This window comes from Pseudomonas sp. OF001, assembly GCF_904426495.1.
Lineage (GTDB): Bacteria > Pseudomonadota > Gammaproteobacteria > Pseudomonadales > Pseudomonadaceae > Geopseudomonas.
On record NZ_CAJGBM010000034.1, the window covers coordinates 127,423 to 150,288 of the forward strand.

Annotated in this window: 21 protein-coding genes; 10 read left to right on the forward strand and 11 right to left on the reverse strand. The window is 69.4% G+C overall.

Annotated elements, in window-relative coordinates; genetic code table 11:
* Nucleotides 1-2: 2 nt before the first annotated feature.
* The 6 genes from RA210_RS16620 to RA210_RS16645 all read right to left on the reverse strand — a co-directional run bounded on the left by RA210_RS16620 (nucleotide 3) and on the right by RA210_RS16645 (nucleotide 6,385).
* Nucleotides 3-890, reverse strand: coding sequence for a branched-chain amino acid ABC transporter permease (locus RA210_RS16620; protein ID WP_201487330.1), 888 nt, complete (start codon nucleotides 888-890; stop codon nucleotides 3-5).
* Between the two features lie 98 nt (nucleotides 891-988).
* Nucleotides 989-2,215, reverse strand: a complete 1,227-nt coding sequence (locus RA210_RS16625) for an ABC transporter substrate-binding protein (protein ID WP_201487331.1) — start codon at nucleotides 2,213-2,215, stop codon at nucleotides 989-991.
* A 106-nt stretch (nucleotides 2,216-2,321) separates the two neighbouring features.
* The gene (locus RA210_RS16630; protein ID WP_201487332.1) at nucleotides 2,322-3,047 is read right to left on the reverse strand and encodes an ABC transporter ATP-binding protein; all 726 of its coding nucleotides are present in this window, start codon (nucleotides 3,045-3,047) and stop codon (nucleotides 2,322-2,324) included.
* Nucleotides 3,044-3,817, reverse strand: coding sequence for an ABC transporter ATP-binding protein (locus tag RA210_RS16635; RefSeq protein ID WP_136491042.1), 774 nt, complete (start codon nucleotides 3,815-3,817; stop codon nucleotides 3,044-3,046). The genes RA210_RS16630 and RA210_RS16635 overlap by 4 nt, the downstream gene beginning before the upstream one ends.
* A gap of 131 nt (nucleotides 3,818-3,948) precedes the next feature.
* Nucleotides 3,949-4,542, reverse strand: coding sequence for a peroxidase-related enzyme (locus tag RA210_RS16640; RefSeq protein WP_136491041.1), 594 nt, complete (start codon nucleotides 4,540-4,542; stop codon nucleotides 3,949-3,951).
* A gap of 163 nt (nucleotides 4,543-4,705) precedes the next feature.
* Nucleotides 4,706-6,385, reverse strand: coding sequence for an AMP-binding protein (locus RA210_RS16645; RefSeq protein ID WP_201487333.1), 1,680 nt, complete (start codon nucleotides 6,383-6,385; stop codon nucleotides 4,706-4,708).
* A gap of 240 nt (nucleotides 6,386-6,625) precedes the next feature.
* Between RA210_RS16645 and RA210_RS16650 the strand changes: the two genes are divergently transcribed.
* The 9 genes from RA210_RS16650 to RA210_RS16690 all read left to right on the forward strand — a co-directional run bounded on the left by RA210_RS16650 (nucleotide 6,626) and on the right by RA210_RS16690 (nucleotide 15,862).
* Nucleotides 6,626-7,789, forward strand: coding sequence for an isovaleryl-CoA dehydrogenase (locus RA210_RS16650; protein ID WP_201487334.1), 1,164 nt, complete (start codon nucleotides 6,626-6,628; stop codon nucleotides 7,787-7,789).
* A gap of 112 nt (nucleotides 7,790-7,901) precedes the next feature.
* Nucleotides 7,902-9,509, forward strand: a complete 1,608-nt coding sequence (locus RA210_RS16655) for a carboxyl transferase domain-containing protein (RefSeq protein ID WP_201487335.1) — start codon at nucleotides 7,902-7,904, stop codon at nucleotides 9,507-9,509.
* Nucleotides 9,510-9,520: 11 nt separating this feature from the next.
* Nucleotides 9,521-10,321: a gamma-carboxygeranoyl-CoA hydratase gene (locus tag RA210_RS16660; RefSeq protein WP_201487336.1), complete on the forward strand. Its 801-nt coding sequence runs from the start codon at nucleotides 9,521-9,523 to the stop codon at nucleotides 10,319-10,321.
* The gene (locus RA210_RS16665) at nucleotides 10,318-12,270 is read left to right on the forward strand and encodes an acetyl/propionyl/methylcrotonyl-CoA carboxylase subunit alpha (protein ID WP_201487337.1); all 1,953 of its coding nucleotides are present in this window, start codon (nucleotides 10,318-10,320) and stop codon (nucleotides 12,268-12,270) included. The genes RA210_RS16660 and RA210_RS16665 overlap by 4 nt, the downstream gene beginning before the upstream one ends.
* A 161-nt stretch (nucleotides 12,271-12,431) precedes the next feature.
* Entirely contained in the window at nucleotides 12,432-13,331 is a 900-nt protein-coding gene (locus RA210_RS16670; RefSeq protein ID WP_201487429.1) for a hydroxymethylglutaryl-CoA lyase, read from the forward strand.
* Nucleotides 13,332-13,413: 82 nt separating this feature from the next.
* Nucleotides 13,414-14,109, forward strand: a complete 696-nt coding sequence (locus tag RA210_RS16675; RefSeq protein WP_201487338.1) for a CoA transferase subunit A — start codon at nucleotides 13,414-13,416, stop codon at nucleotides 14,107-14,109.
* Between the two features lie 3 nt (nucleotides 14,110-14,112).
* Nucleotides 14,113-14,742, forward strand: coding sequence for a CoA transferase subunit B (locus RA210_RS16680; RefSeq protein WP_201487339.1), 630 nt, complete (start codon nucleotides 14,113-14,115; stop codon nucleotides 14,740-14,742).
* 291 nt (nucleotides 14,743-15,033) lie between these two features.
* Nucleotides 15,034-15,435, forward strand: coding sequence for a MerR family transcriptional regulator (locus RA210_RS16685; protein WP_136491467.1), 402 nt, complete (start codon nucleotides 15,034-15,036; stop codon nucleotides 15,433-15,435).
* A 46-nt stretch (nucleotides 15,436-15,481) separates the two neighbouring features.
* Nucleotides 15,482-15,862: a carboxymuconolactone decarboxylase family protein gene (locus RA210_RS16690; protein WP_201487340.1), complete on the forward strand. Its 381-nt coding sequence runs from the start codon at nucleotides 15,482-15,484 to the stop codon at nucleotides 15,860-15,862.
* A gap of 160 nt (nucleotides 15,863-16,022) precedes the next feature.
* Here RA210_RS16690 and RA210_RS16695 read toward each other — a convergent pair whose 3' ends face one another.
* On the reverse strand, nucleotides 16,023-16,271 hold the full coding sequence (locus RA210_RS16695) for a DUF2790 domain-containing protein (RefSeq protein ID WP_136491471.1): 249 nt from the start codon (nucleotides 16,269-16,271) through the stop codon (nucleotides 16,023-16,025).
* Between the two features lie 364 nt (nucleotides 16,272-16,635).
* Between RA210_RS16695 and RA210_RS16700 the strand changes: the two genes are divergently transcribed.
* A complete protein-coding gene (locus RA210_RS16700; RefSeq protein ID WP_201487341.1) occupies nucleotides 16,636-17,880 on the forward strand; it encodes an OprD family porin in 1,245 nt (414 codons plus the stop codon).
* 13 nt (nucleotides 17,881-17,893) lie between these two features.
* On the opposite strand, the gene RA210_RS16705 is transcribed toward RA210_RS16700, so the two are convergent.
* The 4 genes from RA210_RS16705 to RA210_RS16720 are packed head-to-tail and all read right to left on the reverse strand — an operon-like array spanning nucleotide 17,894 to nucleotide 22,718.
* A complete protein-coding gene (locus RA210_RS16705) occupies nucleotides 17,894-18,787 on the reverse strand; it encodes an efflux RND transporter periplasmic adaptor subunit (RefSeq protein WP_136491464.1) in 894 nt (297 codons plus the stop codon).
* A gap of 22 nt (nucleotides 18,788-18,809) precedes the next feature.
* Nucleotides 18,810-19,010, reverse strand: a complete 201-nt coding sequence (locus RA210_RS16710; RefSeq protein ID WP_201487342.1) for a DUF1656 domain-containing protein — start codon at nucleotides 19,008-19,010, stop codon at nucleotides 18,810-18,812.
* A gap of 29 nt (nucleotides 19,011-19,039) precedes the next feature.
* The gene (locus RA210_RS16715) at nucleotides 19,040-21,196 is read right to left on the reverse strand and encodes an FUSC family protein (RefSeq protein WP_201487343.1); all 2,157 of its coding nucleotides are present in this window, start codon (nucleotides 21,194-21,196) and stop codon (nucleotides 19,040-19,042) included.
* A gap of 10 nt (nucleotides 21,197-21,206) precedes the next feature.
* Entirely contained in the window at nucleotides 21,207-22,718 is a 1,512-nt protein-coding gene (locus RA210_RS16720; RefSeq protein ID WP_236574787.1) for an efflux transporter outer membrane subunit, read from the reverse strand.
* Between the last annotated feature and the right edge of the window lie 148 nt (nucleotides 22,719-22,866).

Here is a 22,866-nt window from a genome sequence, read left to right on the forward strand (position 1 = left end):
GCTCATGCCTCCTTCCCGAACAGTCCCGCCGGGCGGAACAGCAGGACGATGACCATCACCAGGAACACCACGGTGCTGGCCGCCTGCGGATAGAACACCTTGGTCAGGCCCTCGATCAGGCCCATGGCCAGGCCGGTGACGATGGCGCCCATGATCGAGCCCATGCCGCCGATCACCACCACGGCGAACACCACGATCAGCAGGTTGGCGCCCATGGTCGGGCTGACCGGGTAGATCGGCGCGGCGAGCACCCCGGCGAAGGCGGCCAGCGCCACGCCGTAACCGTAGGTCAGGGTGATCAACAGCGGCACGTTGATGCCGAAGGCCTGCATCAGCTTGGGGTTCTCGGTGCCGGCGCGCAGGTAGGAACCGAGGCGGGTGCGCTCGATCATGTACCAGGTGGCGATGCACACCACCAGCGCGGCCACCACCACCCAGGCGCGGTAGGTGGGCAGGAACATGAAGCCGAGGTTGACGCCGCCCTTGAGCAGCTCGGGCATCGGGTAGGAGGCCCCGGACACGCCGAACAGCTTGACGAAGCTGCCCTCGACGATCAGCGCCAGGCCGAAGGTCAGCAGCAGGCCGTAGAGGTGATCCTCGCCGGCGATGCGCCGCAGCAGATGGCGCTCGACGGCCATGCCGATGGCGCCGACCAAGAGCGGCGAGAGCACCAGCGCCACCCAGTAGTTGACGCCCAGGTAGTTGAGGCCGAGCAGCGCGGCGAAGGCGCCGAGCATGTACAGCGCGCCGTGGGCGAAGTTGATGATGCGCAGCAGGCCGAAGATGATCGCCAGGCCGAGGCTGAGCAGCGCGTAGAAGGCGCCGTTGATCAGGCCGAGCAGCAGCTGGCCGAGCAGCACGCCCAGGGGAATACCGAATACGAGAGTCATGAGTCACCACCCACAGGAAGTCCGCGACACCCGGCCGCGCGGGCCGGGTGGATGGCTCGCTCCCGCGCGCACTCAGGCGCGCGGGAGCCGGCGGTCGATCAGTTCTTCGCCACCCGATCCTTGACCAGCTTGCACTGGCTCTCGCTCAGCGGGCGGAACGCCTGGTCGCCGGGGATGGTGCTGACGATCTTGTACAGGTCCCACTCGCCCTTCGACTCGGCCGGGGTCTTCACCTGGGCCAAGTACATGTCGTGGACCATGCGGCCGTCCTCGCGGATCTTGCCGCCCTTGGCGAACATGTCGTTGACCGGGGTGGCGGCCATCTTGGCGCGCACGGTGGTGGTGTCGTCGCTGCCGGTGGCCTTGACCGCGTTGAGGTAGTGCATGGTCGCCGAGTAGACGCCGGCCTGGGACATGGTCGGCATGCTGCCGACGCGCTCGAAGTAGCGCTTGGCCCAGGCGCGGGTCTCGTCGTTCATGTCCCAGTACCAGCCGGTGGTCAGCATCAGGCCCTGAGTGACGTCCAGGCCCATGGCGTGGATGTCGTTGAGGAACACCAGCATGCCGGCCAGCGTCTGCCCGGACTGGGTGACGCCGAACTGGCTGGCGGTCTTCAGCGCGTTGACGGTGTCGGCGCCGGCGTTGGCCAGCGCCACCACCTGGGCGCCGGAGCCCTGGGCCTGGAGGATGTAGGAGGAGAAGTCCTGGCTGGGGAACGGATGGCGCACGGTGCCGACCACGCTGCCGCCGCCACCGGTCACCACCTTGGTGATGTCCGCCTCCAGGGCATGCCCGAAGGCATAGTCGGCGGTCAGCATGTACCAGCTCTTGCCGCCGGACTCGAGCACCGCCTTGGCGGTGCCGTTGGCCAGCGCGTAGGTGTCGTAGGTCCAGTGGATATGGTTGGGCGAGCAGGATTCGTTGGTGATGCCCGAGGAGGCGGCGCCGGAGATCAGCGCCAGCTTGTCGGCCTGCTCGACCACCTTGACCGCCGCCAGCACCACCGAGGAGGCGACCAGGCCGGTCACCATGTCGACGTTGCGCTCGTCGACCCACTGGCGCACGGTGTTGGCGCCGACGTCCGGCTTGTTGAGGTCGTCGGCGTTGAAGATGACGATCTTCTTGCCGTCGACGTTGCCGCCGAAATCCTCCACCGCCATCTTCAGCGCCTCCAGGCCACCGGGACCGGCGAGGTCGCGGTAGGTGCCGGACATGTCGGCGAGGTAGCCGATGCGGATCTCGTCGTCGCTGACCGCCGCCTGCGCGGTGCCGGCGATCAGGCTGGAGACGAGCAGAGCGGTTGCGGTCTTCTGGAATACCTTCATGTGTTCACCCACTGTTCCATGGTTATTGTTGTGGTACAGACGAGCAGACCGACGGAAGCCCGCCGGCGCGTGAGCGCCGGGCAGGTGCCGCGGGGTATTACGGGGTTCAGACGCCCAGACAGGTGTTGAGCAGTTCCTTCTTCGCCGGCAGTTCGGCGGCGCTGATCTCCTCGACGATCTGGCCGTGCTCCATCAGGTAGTGGCGGTCGGCCAGCGGCGCGGCGAAGCGGAAGTTCTGCTCGACCAGGACGATGGTCAGGCCCTTGTCCTTGAGCTTGAGCAGCACCTCGCCGAGCTTCTGCACGATCACCGGGGCGAGGCCCTCGGTGATCTCGTCGAGCAGCAGCAGGTTGGCGCCGGTGCGCAGGATGCGCGCCATGGCCAGCATCTGCTGCTCGCCGCCGGACAGCCGGGTGCCTTGGCTGAAGCGGCGCTCGTAGAGGTTGGGGAACATCTCGTAGATCTCGTCGAGGCTCATGCCGCCGCTGCGCACGGTGGGCGGCAGCAGCAGGTTCTCCTCGACGTTGAGGCTGGCGAAGATGCCGCGCTCCTCGGGGCAGTAGCCGACGCCCAGGCGCGGGATCATGTGCGCGGCGACGCCGATGGTCTCGTTGCCGTTGATCATGATCGAGCCGGTGCGCCGGCCGACCAGGTTCATGATCGCGCGCAGGGTGGTGGTGCGCCCGGCGCCGTTGCGCCCGAGCAGGGTCACCAGCTCGCCGCGGCGCACCAAGAGGTCGATGCCGTGGAGGATGTGCGACTCGCCGTAGAAGGCGTGCAGGTCGCTGAGGCGCAGCTGTTCGAAATCCGGATTGGTGTGCAGGCTGGTCATGCGTGGGCCTCCTCGGCGGCGGCCTCGCTGCCCAGGTACGCCTCGCGCACCTGCGGGTTGGCGGAAACGGTGGCGTAGTCGCCCTCGGCGAGGATCGAGCCGCGCGCCAGCACGGTGAGGCGGTCGCACAGGCGGCTGACCACGCTGAGGTTGTGCTCGACCATCACCACGGTGCGGCCGACCGCGGCGCGGCGCACCAGGCCGACCACCATGTCGACGTCCTCGTGGCCCATGCCCTGGGTCGGCTCGTCGAGCAGCAGCACCTTGGGCTCCAGGGCCAGGGTGGTGGCCAGCTCGAGGGCGCGCTTGCGGCCGTAGGGCAGCTCGATGGTCAGGGTATCGGCGAAGGACAGCAGGTCGACCTCGGCGAGCAGTTGCTCGGCGCGTTCGTTGAGTGCATCCAGGCAGCGCGCCGGCTTCCAGAAATGGAAGGAGTTGCCCTCGCGCTGCTGCAGGGCCACGCGCACGTTGTCGCGCACGCTCATGTGGCCGAACACGGCGGAGATCTGGAACGAGCGCACCAGGCCCAGGCGGGCGATCTCGTTGGGCTTCATGCCGGTGATCGGCTGGCCGTAGTAGAGGATCTCGCCGCGGGTCGGGGTGAGGAACTTGGTGAGCAGGTTGAACACGGTGGTCTTGCCGGCCCCGTTGGGACCGATCAGCGCGTGGATATGGCCCTTCTGCACGCGCAGATCGACCGAGTCCACCGCGGTGAAGCCGCGGAATTCCTTGGTCAGGCCGCGTGTTTCCAGCACGAACTCTGGTGCCATGGGGTGCCCTCTAACCTTGATTGTTTTTGTTGGATGAGGCGCAGGCCTTGGTGGCCTTTACGTAAACGTTAACAGCATGGAGCGGCGGGCGGCAAGCGCCATTCGTACGCCTTTAGTGCAGTGCAACGTGATCAGCTGCGCGATTCGCGCGGCAGACGGCCCATCAGGTAGAACTCGTCGTTGGGCGGGGTGCCGGCCAGCGACACCAGGCGGTTGGACAGGCTGAAGAAGGCGGCGACGGCGCCGATGTCCCAGATGTCGTTCAGGCTGAAACCGACCGCCTGCAGGCGCGCCTGCCAGGCGTCGTCGAGCACGCCGTGCGCGAAGCTCAGGTGCATGGCGAAGTCGAGCATCACTCGCTGGCGCTCGCCGATGGCCGCCGTGCGGTGGTTGATGGCGAGCTGGTCGGCCAGCTGCGGATCCTTGCTGCGGATGCGCAGCACCGCGCCGTGCGCCACCACGCAGTACAGGCAGCCGTGGCGGGCGCTGGTGGCGACCACGATCATCTCCTTCTCGGCCACCGTCAGGCTGTCGGATTCGCGCTCCATCAGCGCGTCGTGCCAGGCGAAGAAGGCGCGGAACTCGTCGGGGCGGTGCGCCAGCATGAGGAACACGTTGGGCACGAAGCCGGCCTTGTCCTGCACGGCGAGGATGCGCTCGCGCAGGTCCTGCGGCAGCTCGTCGAGGGATTCGGGAACGGGGAAGCGGCTGATCGAAGCGGTCATGCGTGATTCCTTTCTTGTTATCCGATTGATGGTGCCCACGCTCCGGGCGCGCTGCGCCCGTGCTCACGCTGGAGGGACGCGGAGCGTCCGGGCGGCGGCGTTCCCACGCGGAGCGTGGGAACGATCAGCAGAGCGCGGGAACGATCACCGAAGCTGCCGGCATTCAGTGGTGGTTGATGCCCAGCTCCACCACGCTGATCTCGCGCATGCGGAACTTCTGCACCTTGCCGCTGATGGTCATCGGGAAGTCGCTGACGAACTTGATGTGCCGCGGGATCTTGAAGTGGGCGATGCGCCCCTTGCAGTAGTCGCGCAGCGCCTCGGCCTCGACCGCGTGCCCCGGATGCAGCTTGACCCAGGCGACGATCTCCTCGCCGTACTTGCTGTCCGGCACGCCGATCACCTGCACGTCGGCCACCGCCGCGTGGGTGAACAGGAACTCCTCGATCTCGCGCGGGTACACGTTCTCGCCGCCGCGGATGATCATGTCCTTGTTGCGGCCGACGATGCGGATGTAGCCCTCGTCGTCCATCACCGCCAGGTCGCCGGTGTGCATCCAGCGCGCGCCGTCGATGGCCTCGCGGGTGGCCTCGGGGTTGTTCCAGTAGCCGAGCATCACGCTGTAGCCGCGAGTGCACAGCTCGCCGATCTGCCCGCGCGGCACCACGCGGCCGTGCTCGTCGACGATCTTGCTCTCCAGGTGCGGCTGGGTGCGGCCGACGCTGGTCACGCGGCGCTCCAGATCGTCGGCCGGGCCGGTCTGGGTCGATACCGGGCTGGTCTCGGTCATGCCGTAGGCGATCTGCACCTCGCTCATGTGCATCTCGGCGATCACCCGCTTCATCACCTCGATCGGGCAGGTGGCGCCGGCCATGATGCCGGTGCGCAGGCTGGACAGGTCCATGCCTTCGCGCCCGGGGTGGTCGAGCATGGCGATGAACATGGTCGGCACGCCGTACAGCGCGGTGGCGCGTTCCTCGGCCACCGCCTGCAGGGCGGCCAGCGGCTCGAAGGCGGCGCTCGGGTAGATCATGGTGCTGCCGTGGGTCAGGCAGCCGATGTTGCCCATCACCATGCCGAAGCAGTGGTACAGCGGCACCGGGATGACCAGGCGGTCCTGCTCGGTGAGGCCGAGGCTCTCGCCGACCATGTAGCCGTTGTTGAGGATGTTGTAGTGGCTGAGGGTGGCGCCCTTGGGGAAGCCGGTGGTGCCGGAGGTGTACTGGATGTTGATCGGCTCGTCGAACTGCAGCTGCTCGCCGCACTGGCGCAACTGCTCGGGGCCGACCTGCTCGGCCAGCGCCTGCAGCTGCTGCCAGCCGAGCATGCCGTCGGCCGGCTGCGCGCCGAGGCTGATCACCCCGCGCAGCTCCGGCAGCATGTGGCTGTGCAGCGCGCCGGTGGCGCTGGTGGCCAGCTCGGGCAGCAGCTCGCCGAGCATGGAGTGGTAGTCGGAGGTCTTGAAGGTGTCGGCGCAGATCAGCCAGCGGCAGCCGGACTGTTTGAGCGCGTACTCCAGCTCGTTGAGCCGGTAGGCGGGGTTGATGTTGACCAGGATGACGCCGGCCTTGGCGCTGGCGAACTGGGCGATGGTCCACTCGGCACGGTTCGGCGACCAGATGCCCAGGCGCTCGCCCGGCTGCAGGCCGAGGGCGATGAAGGCGCGCGCGCAGCGGTCGACCGCCTCGCCCAGCTGGGCCCAGCTGTAGCGCAGGCCCTGGTCGCGCACCACCAGCGCCTCGCGCTGGGCAAAACGGGAAACCGTCTGATCGAAGGCTGCACCGATGGTCATGGCCAGCAGCGGTTTCTCCTGCGGTCCGCAGGTGTAGCTCGGAAGATTCATAGAATCCCTCAGTCTTATGTTTGTTATGAGGTTTGCCACTTCTGAGACTTGCTGTCCCGGGGCGACCGGGGTTGTTGACAGTCGCCGCGGGGTTTGTTTACGTTAACGTAAAGGTTACCGACTGACAACCCAGCCCGGAACGGCAGGCGCCGGACTGGAACGGGGGCTCCGGGAGCAGCGCACCGGTTACCGTACTAACCTGCAAACCGCACAACTACAAGACAGACAAAAGGTGGTTCCATGACTTACTCCAGCCTCAACTTCGCCCTCGGTGAAACCGTCGACATGCTGCGCGACCAGGTGCGCGCCTTCGTGGACGCCGAACTGGCGCCGCGTGCCGCCGAGATCGACGCCACCAACACCTTCCCCATGGACATGTGGAAGAAGTTCGGCGAGATGGGCCTGCTCGGCATCACCGTGCCGGAGGAGTACGGCGGCGCGGGCATGGGCTACCTGGCCCACGTGGTGGCCATGGAGGAGATCAGCCGCGCCTCGGCCTCGGTGGCGCTGTCCTACGGCGCGCACTCCAACCTGTGCGTCAACCAGATCAAGCGCAACGGCAGCGAGGCGCAGAAGCAGAAGTACCTGCCCAAGCTGATCAGCGGCGAGCATATCGGCGCGCTGGCGATGAGCGAGCCGAACGCCGGCTCCGACGTGGTCTCCATGAAGCTGCGCGCCGAGAAGCGCGGCGACCGCTTCGTCCTCAACGGCAGCAAGACCTGGATCACCAACGGCCCGGACGCCAACACCTACGTGATCTACGCCAAGACCGACCTGGACAAGGGGCCGCACGGCATCACCGCGTTCATCGTCGAGCGCGACTGGAAGGGTTTCACCCGCGGCAGCAAGTTCGACAAGCTGGGCATGCGCGGCTCCAACACCTGCGAGCTGTTCTTCGACGACGTCGAGGTGCCGGAGGAGAACGTCCTCGGCCAGCTCAACGGCGGCGTGCGCGTACTGATGAGCGGCCTCGACTACGAGCGCGTGGTGCTGGCCGGCGGCCCGGTCGGCATCATGCAGTCCTGCCTGGACGTGGTGGTGCCCTACATCCACGACCGCAAGCAGTTCGGCCAGGCCATCGGCGAGTTCCAGTTCATCCAGGGCAAGGTCGCCGACATGTACACCCAGCTCAACGCCAGCCGCGCCTACCTGTACACCGTGGCGCAGGCCTGCGACCGCGGCGAGACCACCCGCAAGGACGCCGCCGGGGTGATCCTCTACACCGCCGAGAACGCCACCCAGATGGCCCTGCAGGCGATCCAGATCCTCGGCGGCAACGGCTACATCAACGAGTTCCCCACCGGACGCCTGCTGCGCGACGCCAAGCTCTACGAGATCGGCGCCGGCACCAGCGAGATCCGCCGCATGCTGATCGGCCGCGAGCTGTTCAACGAGTCGAAATGAGCATGATGGTGCCCACGCTCCGGCGTGGGCACCCCGAACGGACGCTCAGCGTCCTCAAGCGGCACTCCCACGCCGGAGCGTGGGAGCGATCGATCCCGACGGAGTGAGCCCCATGGCCATCCTGCACACCCAGATCAATACCCGTTCGCCGGAGTTCGCCGCCAACAGCGCGGCCATGCTCGAACAGGTGAACAACCTGCGCGCCCTGCTCGGGCGCATCAGCGAGGGCGGTGGCGTCGCCGCCCAGCAGCGTCACACCGCCCGCGGCAAGCTGCTGGTGCGCGAACGCATCAACGCCCTGCTCGACCCCGGCTCGGCCTTCCTCGAGGTCTCCGCGCTGGCCGCCTTTGACGTGTACGGCGAGGACGTGCCGGCCGCCGGCGTGGTCGCCGGCATCGGCCGGGTCGAGGGCGTCGAGTGCATGATCATCGGCAACGACGCCACCGTGAAGGGCGGCAGCTACTACCCGCTGACGGTGAAGAAGCACCTGCGCGCGCAGACCATCGCCCAGCAGAACCGCCTGCCGTGCATCTACCTGGTCGACTCCGGCGGCGCCAACCTGCCGCGCCAGGACGAGGTGTTCCCCGACCGCGAGCACTTCGGCCGCATCTTCTTCAACCAGGCCAACATGAGCGCCCAGGGCATCCCGCAGATCGCCGTGGTGATGGGCTCGTGCACCGCCGGCGGCGCCTACGTGCCGGCGATGGCCGACGAGACCATCATGGTGCGCAACCAGGCGACCATCTTCCTCGCCGGCCCGCCGCTGGTGAAGGCCGCCACCGGCGAGGTGGTCACCGCCGAGGAACTGGGCGGCGCCGACGTGCACTGCAAGACCTCCGGGGTGGCCGACCACTACGCCGAGAACGACGCCCATGCGCTGGCCATCGCCCGCCGCTGCGTGGCCAACCTCAACTGGCGCAAGCAGGGCCAGCTGGAAAGCGTCGCCCCGCGCGCACCGCTGTACGCCGGCGAGGAGCTGTACGGGGTGATCCCGGCCGACGCCAAGCAGCCGTTCGACGTGCGCGAGGTGATCGCCCGCCTGGTCGACGGCAGCGATTTCGACGAGTTCAAGGCGCTGTTCGGCACCACCCTGGTGTGCGGCTTCGCCCGCCTGCACGGCTATCCCGTAGCCATCCTCGCCAACAACGGCATCCTGTTCGCCGAAGCGGCGCAGAAGGGCGCGCACTTCATCGAGCTGGCCTGCCAGCGCGGCATCCCCCTGCTGTTCCTGCAGAACATCACCGGCTTCATGGTCGGCCAGAAGTACGAGGCCGGCGGCATCGCCAAGCACGGCGCCAAGCTGGTTACCGCGGTGGCCTGCGCCAAGGTGCCGAAGTTCACAGTGATCATCGGCGGCAGCTTCGGCGCCGGCAACTACGGCATGTGCGGGCGCGCCTACGACCCGCGCTTCCTGTGGATGTGGCCGAACGCGCGGATCGGCGTGATGGGCGCGGCCCAGGCCGCCGGCGTGCTCACCCAGGTCAAGCGCGAGCAGGTCGAGCGCAGCGGCAAGACCTTCTCCGCCGCCGAGGAGGAAGCCATCCGCCAGCCGATCCTCGAGCAGTACGAGCGCCAGGGCCACCCCTACTACTCCAGCGCGCGGCTGTGGGATGACGGCGTGATCGACCCGGCGCAGACTCGGCAGGTACTGGCGCTGGCGCTGTCGGCCAGCCTGAACGCCCCCATCGAGCCGACCCCGTTCGGCGTGTTCCGGATGTAAGAGGCCCCGAGATGAGCGACTTCCAGACCATCCAGCTCGACTTCGATCCGCGCGGCTTCGCCACCCTGTGGCTGGACCGCGCCGACAAGAACAACGCCTTCAACGCCACCATGATCCGCGAGCTGATCGACGCCCTCGACCGGGTCAAGGACCACCCCGAACTGCGCTTCCTGATCCTGCGCGGGCGCGGCAAGCACTTTTCCGCCGGCGCCGATCTCGCCTGGATGCGCGAGGCCGCCGAGCTGGACTACGCCGCCAACCTGACGGACGCCCACGAGCTGGGCGAGCTGATGTACAACCTCTACCACCTGCCCCTGCCGACCCTGGCCGTGGTGCAGGGCGCGGCCTTCGGCGGCGCGGTGGGCCTGGCCGCCTGCTGCGACATCGCCATCGGCGCCGAGGACGCGCTGTTCTCGCTGTCCGAGGTGCGCATCGGCCTGGCCCCGGCAGTGATCAGCCCGTTCGTGGTCAAGGCCATCGGCGAGCGCGCCGCGCGCCGCTACGCGCTGTCCGCCGAGCGCTTCAATGGCCCCCGCGCCCGCGAACTGGGCCTGCTCGCAGAAACCTACCCGGCCGCCGAGCTGGACGCCGCGCTGGAGCGCTGGATCGCCGACCTGCAGCTGAACAGCCCGCAGGCGATGAAGGCGACCAAGGACCTGCTCGGCGAGGTCGGCAGCGCCGAGCTGTCGCCGGCCCTGCGCCGCCACACCGAAAGCGCCATCGCCCGCCTGCGCGTCAGCGCCGAGGGCCAGGAGGGCCTGCGCGCCTTCCTCGAGAAACGCAGTCCCGCCTGGCAGGAGAAGCACGCATGACCCGACACATCGACACCCTGCTGGTGGCCAACCGCGGCGAGATCGCCTGCCGGGTGATGCGCACCGCCAAGGCCCTGGGCCTGACCACCGTGGCCGTGCACAGCGCCATCGACGCCAACGCCCGCCACGCCCGCGAGGCCGACATCCGCGTCGACCTCGGCGGCGCCAAGCCGGCCGACAGCTACCTGCTGGTCGACAAGCTGATCGCCGCGGCCAAGGCCAGCGGCGCCCAGGCCATCCACCCCGGCTACGGCTTCCTCTCCGAGAACGCCGGCTTCGCCCGCGCCATCGAGGCGGCCGGGCTGATCTTCCTCGGCCCGCCGGCCAGCGCCATCGACGCCATGGGCAGCAAGTCGGCGGCCAAGGCGCTGATGGAGACCGCCGGCGTGCCGCTGGTGCCCGGCTACCACGGCGAGGCCCAGGACTACGAGACCTTCCGCACCGCCGCCGAGGTGATCGGCTACCCGGTGCTGCTCAAGGCCGCCGCCGGCGGCGGCGGCAAGGGCATGAAGGTGGTCGAGCGCGAGAGCGAGCTGGCCGAGGCGCTGGCCTCCGCCCAGCGCGAGGCGCAGGCCGCCTTCGGCGACTCGCGCATGCTGGTGGAAAAGTACGTGCTCAAGCCGCGCCACGTGGAGATCCAGGTGTTCGCCGACCAGCACGGCAACTGCCTGTACCTCAACGAGCGCGACTGCTCGATCCAGCGCCGCCACCAGAAGGTGGTCGAGGAAGCCCCGGCCCCGGGCCTGTCGCCGGCGCTGCGCCGCGCCATGGGCGAGGCGGCGGTCAAGGCGGCCCAGGCCATCGGCTACGTCGGCGCCGGCACCGTGGAGTTCCTGCTGGATGCGCGCGGCGAGTTCTTCTTCATGGAGATGAATACCAGGCTCCAAGTAGAACACCCGGTCACCGAGGCGATCACCGGCCTCGACCTGGTCGCCTGGCAGCTCCGCGTCGCCCGCGGCGAGCCGCTGCCGATCAGCCAGGAGCAGGTGCCGCTGATCGGCCACGCCATCGAGGTGCGCCTGTACGCCGAGGATCCGGACCACGACTTCCTGCCGGCCACCGGCACCTTGGAGCTGTACCGCGAGCCGAGCGCCGGCCCCGGCCGCCGGGTCGACAGCGGCGTGGCCGAGGGCGACACCGTCTCCCCCTTCTACGACCCGATGCTCGGCAAGCTGATCGCCTGGGGCGAGAACCGCGAGGAAGCGCGCCAGCGCCTCCTGGCCATGCTCGCCGAGACCGCGGTGGGCGGGGTGAGGACCAACCTGGCCTTCCTGCGCCGCGTGCTGGCCCACCCGGCGTTCGCCGCTGCCGAGCTGGACACCGGCTTCATCCCGCGCCACCAGGCGCAGCTGCTGCCGCCGCCGGGCGAGCTGCCGGAAAGCTTCTGGCAGCTGGCCGCCAGCGCCTTCGTGCAGGGCGAGGCCGAGCGCGTGCGCGGCGACGATCCGCACTCGCCCTGGCAGGGCAACTGCGGCTGGCGCGCCGGCCTGCCGGCGGAAACCGACCTGGCGCTGCGCTGCGGCGACGCCCAGCGCGTGGTGCGCCTGCGCGCCGGCAGCGCGCCGCAGGCGCGGCTGGTCGGCGAGCAGCTGCTGGTCGAGCAGGACGGCCTGCGCCGCCAGCACCTGGCGATCCGCCGCGGCGACAGCCTGTACCTGCAGTGGGGCAGCGAGCTGCGCGACGTGCAGCGCGTCGACCCGATCGCCGAGGCCGAGGCCAGCCACGCCCACCACGGCGGGCTGACCGCGCCGATGAACGGCAGCATCGTCCGCGTGCTGGTCGAGGCTGGCCAGCACGTCGAGGCCGGCACCGCCCTGGTGGTGCTGGAAGCGATGAAGATGGAGCACAGCATCCGCGCGCCGCAGGCCGGGGTGGTCAAGGGCCTGTACTGCAGCGAGGGCGAGCTGGTCAGCGAAGGCGCCGCGCTGGTGGAGCTGGAAGAGGCCTGAGTCCTGGCCTTGGTGGACAAGGCTGCGCCGTTGTCCACCCGACGCTCGCAGACGCTGCGCAACTGGTAGGGTGGGCAACTCGCGCAGCGATTGCCCGCCATGACCACCGCGCGTACAGAGTCCGCACATCGACACGGAAACCGCAGATGAAGACAACCGCCATTGCCCTGCCCCAGCACGTCCGCCTGGTCGAAGTCGGCCCGCGCGACGGCCTGCAGAACGAGAAACAGCCGATCAGCGTCGCCGACAAGGTGCGTCTGGTCGACGACCTGAGCGCCGCCGGCGTCGAATACGTCGAGGTCGGCAGCTTCGTATCGCCCAAGTGGGTGCCGCAGATGGCCGGCTCCGCCGAAGTGTTCGCGCAGATCCGGCAGAAACCCGGCGTCACCTACGCCGCGCTGACCCCAAACATGCAGGGCTTCGAGGCGGCCATGCTCGCCGAGGTGAAAGAGGTCGCGGTGTTCGCCGCCGCCAGCGAGGCCTTCTCGCAGAAAAACATCAACTGCTCGATCAGCGAGAGCCTGCAGCGCTTCGTGCCGGTGATGGACGCCGCCCGCGAGCAGGACATCCGCGTGCGCGGCTACGTGTCCTGCGTGCTCGGCTGCCCCTACGAAGGCGAGGTCGCCCCGCAGCAGGTCGCCGCGGTGGCCCGCGAGCTGTTCGAGATGGGCTGCTACGAGATCTCCTTGGGCGACACCATCGGCACCGGCACCGCCGGCAAGACCCGCACCCTGTTCGAGACGGTCGGCCGCGACATCCCGCGCGACAAGCTGGCCGGGCACTTCCACGACACCTACGGCCAGGCGCTGGCGAACATCTATGCCAGCCTGCTGGAAGGCATCCACGTGTTCGACAGCTCGGTGGCCGGCCTCGGCGGCTGTCCCTACGCCAGGGGCGCCAGCGGCAACGTCGCCAGCGAGGACGTGCTCTACCTGCTCGACGGCCTGGGCATCCACACCGGCATCGACATCGACGCGCTGATCGCCGCCGGCGAGCGCATCTGCGCCGTGCTCGGCCGCGACAACGGCTCGCGGGTGGCGCGCGCCCGGCGCGGCGCCTGACGCTCTTCTCCCCCTCTCCCGCCAGCGGGAGAGGGAGCACAACACCCGACGCCACGAACAGAACAACAAGCGAGGCATCCCGATGAACAAGCTCTACCCCAGCGCCCACGCCGCCCTCGACGGGCTGGTGGAGGACGGCATGACCATCGCCGTCGGCGGCTTCGGCCTGTGCGGCATCCCCGAGGCGCTGATCGCCGCCCTGCGCGACAGCGGCCGCAAGAACCTCACCGCGATCAGCAACAACGCCGGCGTCGACGGCTTCGGCCTCGGCCAGCTGCTCGCCACCCGGCAGATCAAGAAGATGATTTCCTCCTACGTCGGCGAGAACAAGGAGTTCGAGCGCCAGTACCTGGCCGGCGAGCTGGAGCTGGAGTTCACCCCGCAGGGCACCCTGGCCGAGAAGCTGCGCGCCGGCGGCGCCGGCATCCCGGCGTTCTTCACCAAGACCGGCTACGGCACCCTGGTCGCCGAGGGCAAGGAGACCCGCCAGTTCGACGGCGAGTGGTACGTCATGGAGCGTTCGCTGACCGCCGACGTCGCGCTGGTCAAGGCGTGGAAGGCCGACCAGGCCGGCAACCTGGTGTTCAACAAGACCGCGCGCAACTTCAACCCGCTGGCGGCGATGGCCGGCAAGGTCTGCGTGGTCGAGGTCGAGGAGCTGGTCGAGACCGGCGCGCTGGACGCCGACCAGATCCACCTGCCGGGCATCTACGTGCAGCGCATCGTGGTCAACGCCACGCCCGAGAAACGCATCGAACAGCGTACGGTAAGGAGCTGAATCATGGCCTGGACCCGCGAACAGATGGCGCAGCGCGCCGCCGCCGAGCTGCAGGACGGCTTCTACGTCAACCTCGGCATCGGCCTGCCGACCCTGGTGGCCAACTACATCCCCGAAGGCATGGACGTCTGGCTGCAGAGCGAGAACGGCCTGCTCGGCATCGGCCCGTTCCCCACCGAGGACGAGGTCGACCCCGACCTGATCAACGCCGGCAAGCAGACCATCACCACCCTGCCCGGCAGCTGCTTCTTCGACAGCGCGGCGAGCTTCGCGATGATCCGCGGCGGCCACATCAACCTGTCGATCCTCGGCGCCATGCAGGTGTCGGCCCAGGGCGACCTGGCCAACTGGATGATCCCCGGCAAGATGGTCAAGGGCATGGGCGGGGCGATGGACCTGGTGGCCGGGGTCAAGCGCGTGGTGGTGCTGATGGAGCACACCGCCAAGGGCGGCGCGCACAAGATCCTCGAGCACTGCGACCTGCCGCTGACCGGCGTCGGCGTGGTCGACCGCATCATCACCGACCTGGCCGTGCTCGACGTCACCGCAGAGGGCCTCAGGCTGGTCGAGCTGGCCGAGGGCGTCAGCTTCGACGAGCTGCAGGCCGCCACCGGTTGCCCGATCCAGCGCTGAACCCGGGAAGGGTGGACAACGGCGCCGCCTTGTCCACCGCCAGGGTGGGAAATCGCTGCGCGAGTTTCCCATCCTGCCCTGCTCCATTCACGACGCCCACGAGAACAACAACATGCACGACGTCGTCTTCCCCAGCGCTCTGCCGAGCCACCACGACCACCATCCGGGCCAGTCGACCCGGTGCATCGGCGATGGCCAAGGTGTAGCCTTGTCCGTCGAACGCCCATGAACAGCGCAACCCCGGCCCCCGTGCGGCGTCGGGCGCGCACGCCGACCGATGTGGAAAACCCAATGGCGAAGCAGACCTACAGCATCTCCGACCTGGCCCAGGAGCTGGACGTGACCACCCGGGCCATCCGCTTCTACGAGGAGCAGGGCATGCTCACGCCGCAGCGCCGCGGCCAGGAGCGCATCTACAGCCCCAAGGACCGCGTGGCCCTCAAGCTGATCCTGCGCGGCAAGCGCCTCGGCTTCTCGCTGGCCGAGTGCAAGACCCTGATCGGCCTGTACGACCCGCAGGCCGGCAACAAGAAGCAGCTGCACAGCATGCTGGCGCTGATCGCCGAGCGCCGCCTGCAGCTGGAGCAGCAGCTGCTCGACATCCGCCAGATGCAGCTGGAGCTGGACACCGCCGAGGAGCGCTGCCGCGCCGCCCTGCTGCAAATCGACGACGACACCATCCTTCCCGAGTAACCCGCCGGCGCCTGCGCGCAGGCGCCCTTCCTTCAGGAAATCCCCGATGACCGACAGCCACGAGCAGGGCCTCAGGGTCCGCCGCGAGGTGATGGGCGACGCCTTCGTCGACCGCGCCCTGGGCAACGCCACCGACTTCACCGCCCCGCTGCAGGAGTTCGTCAACGCCCACGCCTGGGGCGGGGTGTGGACCCGCGAGGGGCTGCCGCACAAGACCCGCAGCCTGATCACCCTCGCCGCGCTCACCGCGCTGAAATGCCCGCAGGAACTCAAGGGCCACGTGCGCGGCGCGCTGAACAACGGCTGCACGGTGGAGGAGATCCGCGAGGCGCTGCTGCACTGCGCGGTGTACGCCGGCGTGCCGGCGGCCATCGACGCCTTCCGCGCCGCCCAGGAAGTGATCGACGCCTGGCAGCAGGAAGACTGATCCCGCCGGCGCCCGCCACGGGCCGCGATGGCGGGGCGGGCGCCGGGCGACGAACGCCTGGCGCAGGCAAGGGATGGCGCACGACCTGCGCAACGAGGCGAATCCGCCGGCCGCGCGCCATGTCCGGTCGGCCCCGGAGCCAGGCCGAATAGGGAGGGAATCAGCCGTCCCGGCAGCCGTTGCCCATGACCAGATATTCCAGGGTATGCCGCTGGCCCTGGTGGTCTTCGTAGACCATCTGCACCGGGACGGTGCCACACACATCGGGAATCTCGCTACGGCTGATCACCCGGGCGACATCCAGATCCATCCCGTAGTGGTACTTCTCCACCGGGCCATTGTCGACAGCCTCGCCGGCCAGGGCGACGCACGAGATTCCCGACAAGAGCAATAAAGCCAACGCTTTCATCTGCTGTTTACCATGTTCAAGACGGCGCCGTTGTACCGGGCGCACAATGTGGAAATTCCCGCCGGGGATGACCGGCCGGAACTCTTGCGGAGAATCGCCGGAGCGATTGCGCAATCGGAATTAGCCTGGATAGAAAGTTGTCTCCTCGTGGGAGACGCGCCAATTCTACGCGGGACGGCGCAGGCATTTAACCGGCAATCGGATAAAACACCTTTTACCAAATCGACAATAATTCCGACTTTGGTCTATCCGGCAAAAACATCTCCGGAGTGCATGGCAGAATTCGCCGCCGGCCGCACTCCAGAGGCGGCCGAACCCGTCCCGCTGCCCCGTGCAGAATCCACCTGATCGAAGAAATTCCCCGATGCCCGCACTCAGCCACACTGCAAGACTGGCCGGTTTTGCCGGATTGCTATTGCCGTTTTTCGCCCACGCCGAGCTGGTCAGGGACAGCCAGCTCGACGCCACCCTGCGCAACTTCTACCTGCACCGCGACTACCGCCAGGAAGGCGCCGAGCAGTCCCGCACGGGCAGCTGGGCCCAGGCCCTGTATCTGCGCTTTCGCTCCGGCTTCACCGAAGGTGACCTGGGTTTCGGTGTCGATGCCACCAGTTTCCACGCCCTGAAACTGGACGGCGGCAGCGGCACCAGCCGCGACGGCAGCCTGCCCTACGACCACGACAGCCTCGATCCGGCCGACCAGTTCGGCCGCGGCGGCGCCACCCTGAAGATGCGCCATGCCAAGTCCCTGTTGCGGATCGGTCTGCTCGAACCGCAATTGCCGGTGGCATTCCAGGACGACGTGCGCGTATTGCCGCAGACATTCGAAGGCGTACTGCTCGAATCCAACGACATCGACAGACTAAAGTTGACCGCCGGGCAACTCTGGAACATGAGCACGCGCGCATCCAGCAACCGCGACAAGTTGTATCTGGAAGGCGACAGCGAAGCACAGGGCAGCGACGAAATGAACTTCTTCGGCGCCGACTACCAATGGACGGAACGACTGAAGACCAGCTACTGGTTTTCCAACCTGAAAGACATCTACGACCAGCACTATCTTTCCCTGGAACATCGCCTGCCACTGGCCGACGACACGCTGCTGAGTACCACGCTGCGCTATTACCAGCACGACGAATCGGGCGAAGCGCTGTCCGGAAGCATCGACAACCACAGCTACGGACTGAAGGTCAGCCTGCAGCGGAGCGTGCACACCTTCAGCGCCAGCTACCAGCGCATGCTCGGCGCCGACGCCCACCCGCTGCTCGGCGGCTATACCCCGCAGCTCACCCTGGTCAACTGGGTCACCAACGGCGGCTTCGTCAATGCCGGCGAGCGCTCCTGGCAACTGCGCTACGACTACAGCTTCGCCGGATTCGGCCTGCCCGGACTGGCCTTCATGACCCGCTACACCAGCGGCAGCGACATCGTCCGCGGCGCCAGTTCGCACGAGAGCGAATACGAGCGCGACACCGACCTCAAGTACACCGTGCAGAGCGGCCGCCTGCGCGACCTGTCGGTGCAGCTGCGCAACTCCACGGTGCGCACCAGCTTCGCCAAGGACTACGACGAGCTGCGCCTGATCACCAGCTACACCTTCAGGTTCTGAGCCCTCCTCCCCCTCACCAGCGGTCGGGCACCGCCCGCGGCTCGCCGCTGGGCGGGCTGACGATCACCGTGCAGGTCATCCCCGCGGCCAGCTCCAGCCCCGCGGGCAGCTCGTCGAGGCGGATGCGCACCGGCACGCGCTGGGCCAGGCGCACCCAGTTGAAGGTCGGGTTGACGTCGGCGGTCAGCTCGCGGCTTTCCGGGTTGTCGCGGTCGTAGATGCCGCGGGCGATGCCTTCCACCCGGCCGCTGAACCGCTCGCCGCTCATCAGGCGCAGCTCGGCGCGGTCGCCGGTGCGGATCAGCGGCAGGCGGGTCTCCTCGAAATAGCCGTAGACGTAGAAGGAATGCCGGTCGACCAGCGCCAGCGCCGCCTCGCCGCGCTCGGCGAAGTCGCCCTCGAACAGGTTGAGGTTGGTGATGTAGCCGTCCGCCGGGGCACGCACCTCGGTGCGCGCCAGCTGCAGGCGCGCCTCGTCGAGACGGGCCTGCGCCTCCAGCAGGTCGGCGCGCGCCGCCGCGGCCAGGTGCCCGGCATCGCTGCGGCTCTCCCGCGACACCACCCGCTCGTCGATGTCGGCGCGCCGCGCCGCGTTGTCCTCGCGCATCGCCAGTTCGGCGCGCCGCGCCGCCACCAGCGCCTCGGCCTGGCGCAGCGCGGTGCGATAGTGCTCGGGGTCGATGCGCAGCAGCAGGTCGCCCTTGCGCACCAGCTGGTTGTCGTGCACCGCTACCTCGACCACCAGCCCGGCGACGTCCGGAGCGATGTTGATCACCTCGGCGCGCACCCGGCCGTCACGGGTCCAGGCCGCATCCATGTAGTGCAGCCAGAGGCTGCGCACCAGCAGCACGGCGGCGGCGAAGACCAGCAGGGTGAAGACGACGCTGATGATTCTTTTCCAGGGCATATCCAGGCTCGTTCGCGGCAAATCATTGGTAGACGTACAGCATCATGGCGCCGTACAGGCAGGTGAACAGGCTGGCGCGCAGCAGGGTCGGGTGCCAGGCGTGGCGGTACAGCCCGCTCCAGGCCACCAGGCGGTCGATGGCCCAGCCGACGGCCAGGGTGATGACGAACAGCAGGGTCAGGTTCGGCAAGTAGACGCCGAACAGGGCGATCTCGCGCGGCATCTAGAGGCCTTTCCGGTGGGTTCGCATGCTCAGCTCCGGCGCCCGGCCGCCAGCGGCGAATGGGGGTCGAGCAGCGAGCTGCGGATCAAGTGCAGGTAGCTCAGCACCCGGCGCAGCGGCGAGCTGTCGAACTGTGGCGGGCGCCGTTCCGGGGTCTGCCGCACGGTGGCGATGGCCTGCTCCACCGCCGCCAGGGCGCGCTGGCGATTGCCCTCGTCGGGCTGGATGAACAGGCGTACCAGGGCGCGGCCGAGGGCGCGCACGCTGGCCTGCCAGGGCATGCCCTCGCCGTAGCAGGGTTCGCCGGGCAGACGCGCCTGCTCCTGGCGCAGCTCGATCACCGCGTGGCCGATCTCCAGCACGGCGAACATCCAGCGCAGCAGGCGGCGCTGCACCTCGGGGCGCCCGGCGGCCAGGCCGTGGGCCTGACTGAGCAGGTCGCGGGTGCCGCTCTCGAAGCCGGCGGCCAGCCCCCGGAGCCTGCCGCCGACGGCGAACACCACGCGCATGCGCAGGTCGTGTTCCAGGCGCCGCCACAGCCAGGGGCGGTCCGGCGGCAGGATCAGCGCGTTGGCCAGCGCGGTCACGCCCATCGCCAGCAGGGCGGCGAGGTATTCGTTGAGCAGCCGGTTGAAGTCGTAGGAGGGCAGGTTGGCCGGCAGGGCGACGATGCAGAACCACAGCAGCAGGCCGGCGCCGTAGCCCATGCTCTGGCGGCGCGCCAGCAGCCAGGCGCCGAGGGCGAACACCGGCGCCAGCGCGCTGCACAGCAGGGCGAAGCCGTCCAGCCAGGGCAGCACCCGGAACTGCAGCAGGCCGCCGAGCACGGCGCTGCCCGCGGCGCCGACCAGCAGCTGCCAGGCCAGGCGCCGCGGATTGGGCGCGGTGCTGACCAGCGCCGAGACCATCGCCGCGGTGAGCACGAAGGTGCCGCCGCTCGGCCAGGCGCTGGCGATCCAGAAGGCGCCGAGGCCGAGGATCAGCAGCGCGCAGCGCATCCCCGCCACCGCCGCGGCCATGCCGTTGGCGCGCGGGGTGAAGCTGTCCCGCCACTGCTCGCGGGCGTGGTGGTGCTCGAGCAGCGAGGCGTGGGTCAGCGCGTAGTCGTGCAGGTCGCCGCTGAAGCGGTAGAGCTGCTCGGCGGCGGTGTTGAAGTCGAGCAGCTGCTGCTCGTCGGGAGCCTGCGCCAGCAGCGCGGCGCGCGCATCGCGGATCCGCTGCATCAGCGCCCGCCGGCTGCCTTCCAGGCGCGCGGCCAGCACCGCCGCGTCGGCCTCGCTGCACAGGTGCTGGCCGAGCGGCGCCAGCACCGCGCCGACCTCGGCCAGGCAGGGCGCCAGCGCCGTGCGCACCTGCGCGCCGGCCTCGCCCTGCAGGCGCTGCAGCAGCTGGTGCAGACCGTGGAAACGGGTCGAGAGCACCATGAACTCATGGTTGAGGCGTCCCAGCCGGCCACTGCGCAGGCGCATGTGCGGGTCCTCGAAGGCGCTGGCGTTGCGCAGGTTGTCGAGCAGCACCGCCTCGCCGGCGAAGCGCGCGTTGAGCTGCTCCAGGCGCGCGGTGTCGGGCTGGCCGTGCAGGCCGGCGGCGGCGAAGGCGGCGAAGTCGCGAAAGCGCGTGGCCAGCAGGCGGCGCAGGCTGGCGCTGCTGTTCTGCGGCAGCAGCAGCGCGCTGATCAGCCCCGAGCAGAGAATGCCCAGGCTGATCTCCAGCACCCGCCACAGCGCCTGCATGAACGCCCCCTGCGGATCGGCGATGGCCGGCAGGCCGATCAGCGCCGCGGTGTAGCCGGCCAGCACACAGGCATAGCCGCGGAAGTCGCGGTAGCGCGCCGCGCCGACCGTGCACAGGCCGATCCACAGCGCCAGGCAGAGCAGGAACAGCACGCGCTCCTGGGCGAACAGGGCGAGCAGCGGGATCATCACCGTCAGCCCGAGCAGGGTGCCGATGATCCGGTAGAAGCTCTTGGCCAGCACCTGGCCGCTTTCCGGCTGCATGACGATGAACACCGTGGCCAGCACCGTGCTCGGCTGCGGCAGCTCCAGCCGGTAGGCCAGCCACAGGGCGAGGAAGGCGCTGAGCAGGGCCTTGAAGACGAACGCCCAGACCGGCCACTCGTCCTGCAGCCACTCGTCGAAGCCGCGGCGCAGGGCGCCGGGCAGTGCGGGCGTGGCCGGGCCGTTCATGCCGGGCACCTCAGCGCCGCCCCGGCAGCTGCAGGCGCACCGCGCGCGGCTGCAGGCGCTCGTCCGCCGGCGCGCTGCCGGCCTCCAGCACGCCGCCGCCGAGCGCCACCCACAGCTCGGCCTGGGCGGCCAGCCGCTCGGCCAGCACCTGCTGCTGCAGGCGCCGCTGGGCGAACACCCCGCCCTGCGCGGCCAGCGCCTCGCGGGCATCGCTCAGCCCGCGCTGGTGGGCCTCGCGCGCCAGCTCGACGCGCCGCTCGGCGGTGGCCAGGCCGTGGGCGACGAAGCCTTCCTGCTCGTGCAGCGAGTGCAGGCGCACCAGCAGGTCGGCGACGCCCTTGAGCGCCTGCACCAGGGTGCGGTTGTACTGCTCGACGGCGAGGTCGTAGCCGGCCGTCTCGGCGCCGAGCCGGCCGCGCCGTGCGCCGCCGTCGAAGATCGGCAGGCTGAGCGCCGGGCCGAGTCCCCAGCTCAGCTTGTCGTGGCGCAGGAAATCCAGCGCGCCGCCCTGGGTGGCGGCGCGGCCGAAGCTGCCGAGCAGGTCGACGTTGGGATAGAAGTCGGCCCTGGCCACCTCGATGCCGCGCGCCGCCGCCGCCACCTGCCAGCGGCTGGCGACCACGTCGGGGCGCCGGCCGAGCAGCTCCAGCGGCAGCGCGCTGGGCAGCTGCGCCGCCGCGTGCAGGGCCAGGCGCGGGCGCTCGAGCTCGGCGGCGGCAGCCGGCCCGGCGCCGGCCAGGGCGGCCAGCTGGTGGCGGCTGAGGGCGATGGCCTCGTGCGTCAGGTCGAGCTGGCGGTGCGCCTCCGGCAGCGGCGCCTCGGCCTCGGCGATCTCCTGCTCGGTGCCCAGGCCGATGCGCTTGCGCTCGCGGGCCAGCGCCAGCAGCTCCTCGCGCTGGCGCAGCTCGGCCCGGGCGATGTCCAGCTCGGCATGCTGGCGGGCCAGGCGGATGTAGGCGTGCACCACGCTGCCCTGCAGCGCCAGCGCGGCGGCGCGCTGCTCGGTGGCGGCGAGCCGCGCCCGGCTCAGCGCCTGCTCGCGCTGGCTGCGCAGGCGGCCCCAGAGGTCGAGGTCGTAGCTCAGGGCGAAGGCGGCGGTGTTGTTCCAGGTGCTGGTGTCCGCCAGCGGGCCGGGGCCGTAGAAGTTGTCGGTCGGCCAGCGCTTGCGCTGCATGGCGGCATCCAGGCCGACCTGCGGCGCCTGCGCGGCCGCCGCGACGCCGGCCAGCGCCTCGGCCTGGCGCAGGCGTGCGGCGGCCATCGCCAGGTCGGGACTGCCGGCCTGCGCGCGCTCGACCCAGGCGTCCAGCTGCGCGTCGCCGTAGGCGCGCCACCACTGCGCCTGCGGCCAGCCGGCCTCGCGCGCGGCATGGCGGATCGCCGCGCCGGCGGGCAGCGCCGCGTCGTCGGCCAGCTCGGCCTGCGGAACCAGGTCGCCGCTGGGAATGCAGCCGGGGAGCGAGGAAATGATGGTAACCAGCAGACTGACGAGAAGTGGACCGGGCCGAACGATGGCGGGCACTGCGACGGATCCTGGAAGGAGGCGGGGAGCCGGAAGGAGCGGCGATTCTAAGAGCCGGCCCGGAGCAGGATAAGCGCCCGGATAGGTGATGGATTGTGTCCTGTTGGTTCATAATCGGCTGACAAACTTTGTGACACAATCGCTGTCT

Excerpts from the sequence above, each read along its gene's own strand:
- RA210_RS16620 (WP_201487330.1), bottom strand. The coding sequence starts at position 890 with ATGACTCTCGTATTCGGTATTCCCCTGGGCGTGCTGCTCGGCCAGCTG.
- RA210_RS16625 (WP_201487331.1), bottom strand. The coding sequence starts at position 2,215 with ATGAAGGTATTCCAGAAGACCGCAACCGCTCTGCTCGTCTCCAGCCTG.
- RA210_RS16630 (WP_201487332.1), bottom strand. The coding sequence starts at position 3,047 with ATGACCAGCCTGCACACCAATCCGGATTTCGAACAGCTGCGCCTCAGC.
- RA210_RS16635 (WP_136491042.1), bottom strand. The coding sequence starts at position 3,817 with ATGGCACCAGAGTTCGTGCTGGAAACACGCGGCCTGACCAAGGAATTC.
- RA210_RS16640 (WP_136491041.1), bottom strand. The coding sequence starts at position 4,542 with ATGACCGCTTCGATCAGCCGCTTCCCCGTTCCCGAATCCCTCGACGAG.
- RA210_RS16645 (WP_201487333.1), bottom strand. The coding sequence starts at position 6,385 with ATGAATCTTCCGAGCTACACCTGCGGACCGCAGGAGAAACCGCTGCTG.
- RA210_RS16650 (WP_201487334.1), top strand. The coding sequence starts at position 6,626 with ATGACTTACTCCAGCCTCAACTTCGCCCTCGGTGAAACCGTCGACATG.
- RA210_RS16655 (WP_201487335.1), top strand. The coding sequence starts at position 7,902 with ATGGCCATCCTGCACACCCAGATCAATACCCGTTCGCCGGAGTTCGCC.
- RA210_RS16660 (WP_201487336.1), top strand. The coding sequence starts at position 9,521 with ATGAGCGACTTCCAGACCATCCAGCTCGACTTCGATCCGCGCGGCTTC.
- RA210_RS16665 (WP_201487337.1), top strand. The coding sequence starts at position 10,318 with ATGACCCGACACATCGACACCCTGCTGGTGGCCAACCGCGGCGAGATC.
- RA210_RS16675 (WP_201487338.1), top strand. The coding sequence starts at position 13,414 with ATGAACAAGCTCTACCCCAGCGCCCACGCCGCCCTCGACGGGCTGGTG.
- RA210_RS16680 (WP_201487339.1), top strand. The coding sequence starts at position 14,113 with ATGGCCTGGACCCGCGAACAGATGGCGCAGCGCGCCGCCGCCGAGCTG.
- RA210_RS16685 (WP_136491467.1), top strand. The coding sequence starts at position 15,034 with ATGGCGAAGCAGACCTACAGCATCTCCGACCTGGCCCAGGAGCTGGAC.
- RA210_RS16690 (WP_201487340.1), top strand. The coding sequence starts at position 15,482 with ATGACCGACAGCCACGAGCAGGGCCTCAGGGTCCGCCGCGAGGTGATG.
- RA210_RS16695 (WP_136491471.1), bottom strand. The coding sequence starts at position 16,271 with ATGAAAGCGTTGGCTTTATTGCTCTTGTCGGGAATCTCGTGCGTCGCC.
- RA210_RS16700 (WP_201487341.1), top strand. The coding sequence starts at position 16,636 with ATGCCCGCACTCAGCCACACTGCAAGACTGGCCGGTTTTGCCGGATTG.
- RA210_RS16705 (WP_136491464.1), bottom strand. The coding sequence starts at position 18,787 with ATGCCCTGGAAAAGAATCATCAGCGTCGTCTTCACCCTGCTGGTCTTC.
- RA210_RS16710 (WP_201487342.1), bottom strand. The coding sequence starts at position 19,010 with ATGCCGCGCGAGATCGCCCTGTTCGGCGTCTACTTGCCGAACCTGACC.
- RA210_RS16715 (WP_201487343.1), bottom strand. The coding sequence starts at position 21,196 with ATGAACGGCCCGGCCACGCCCGCACTGCCCGGCGCCCTGCGCCGCGGC.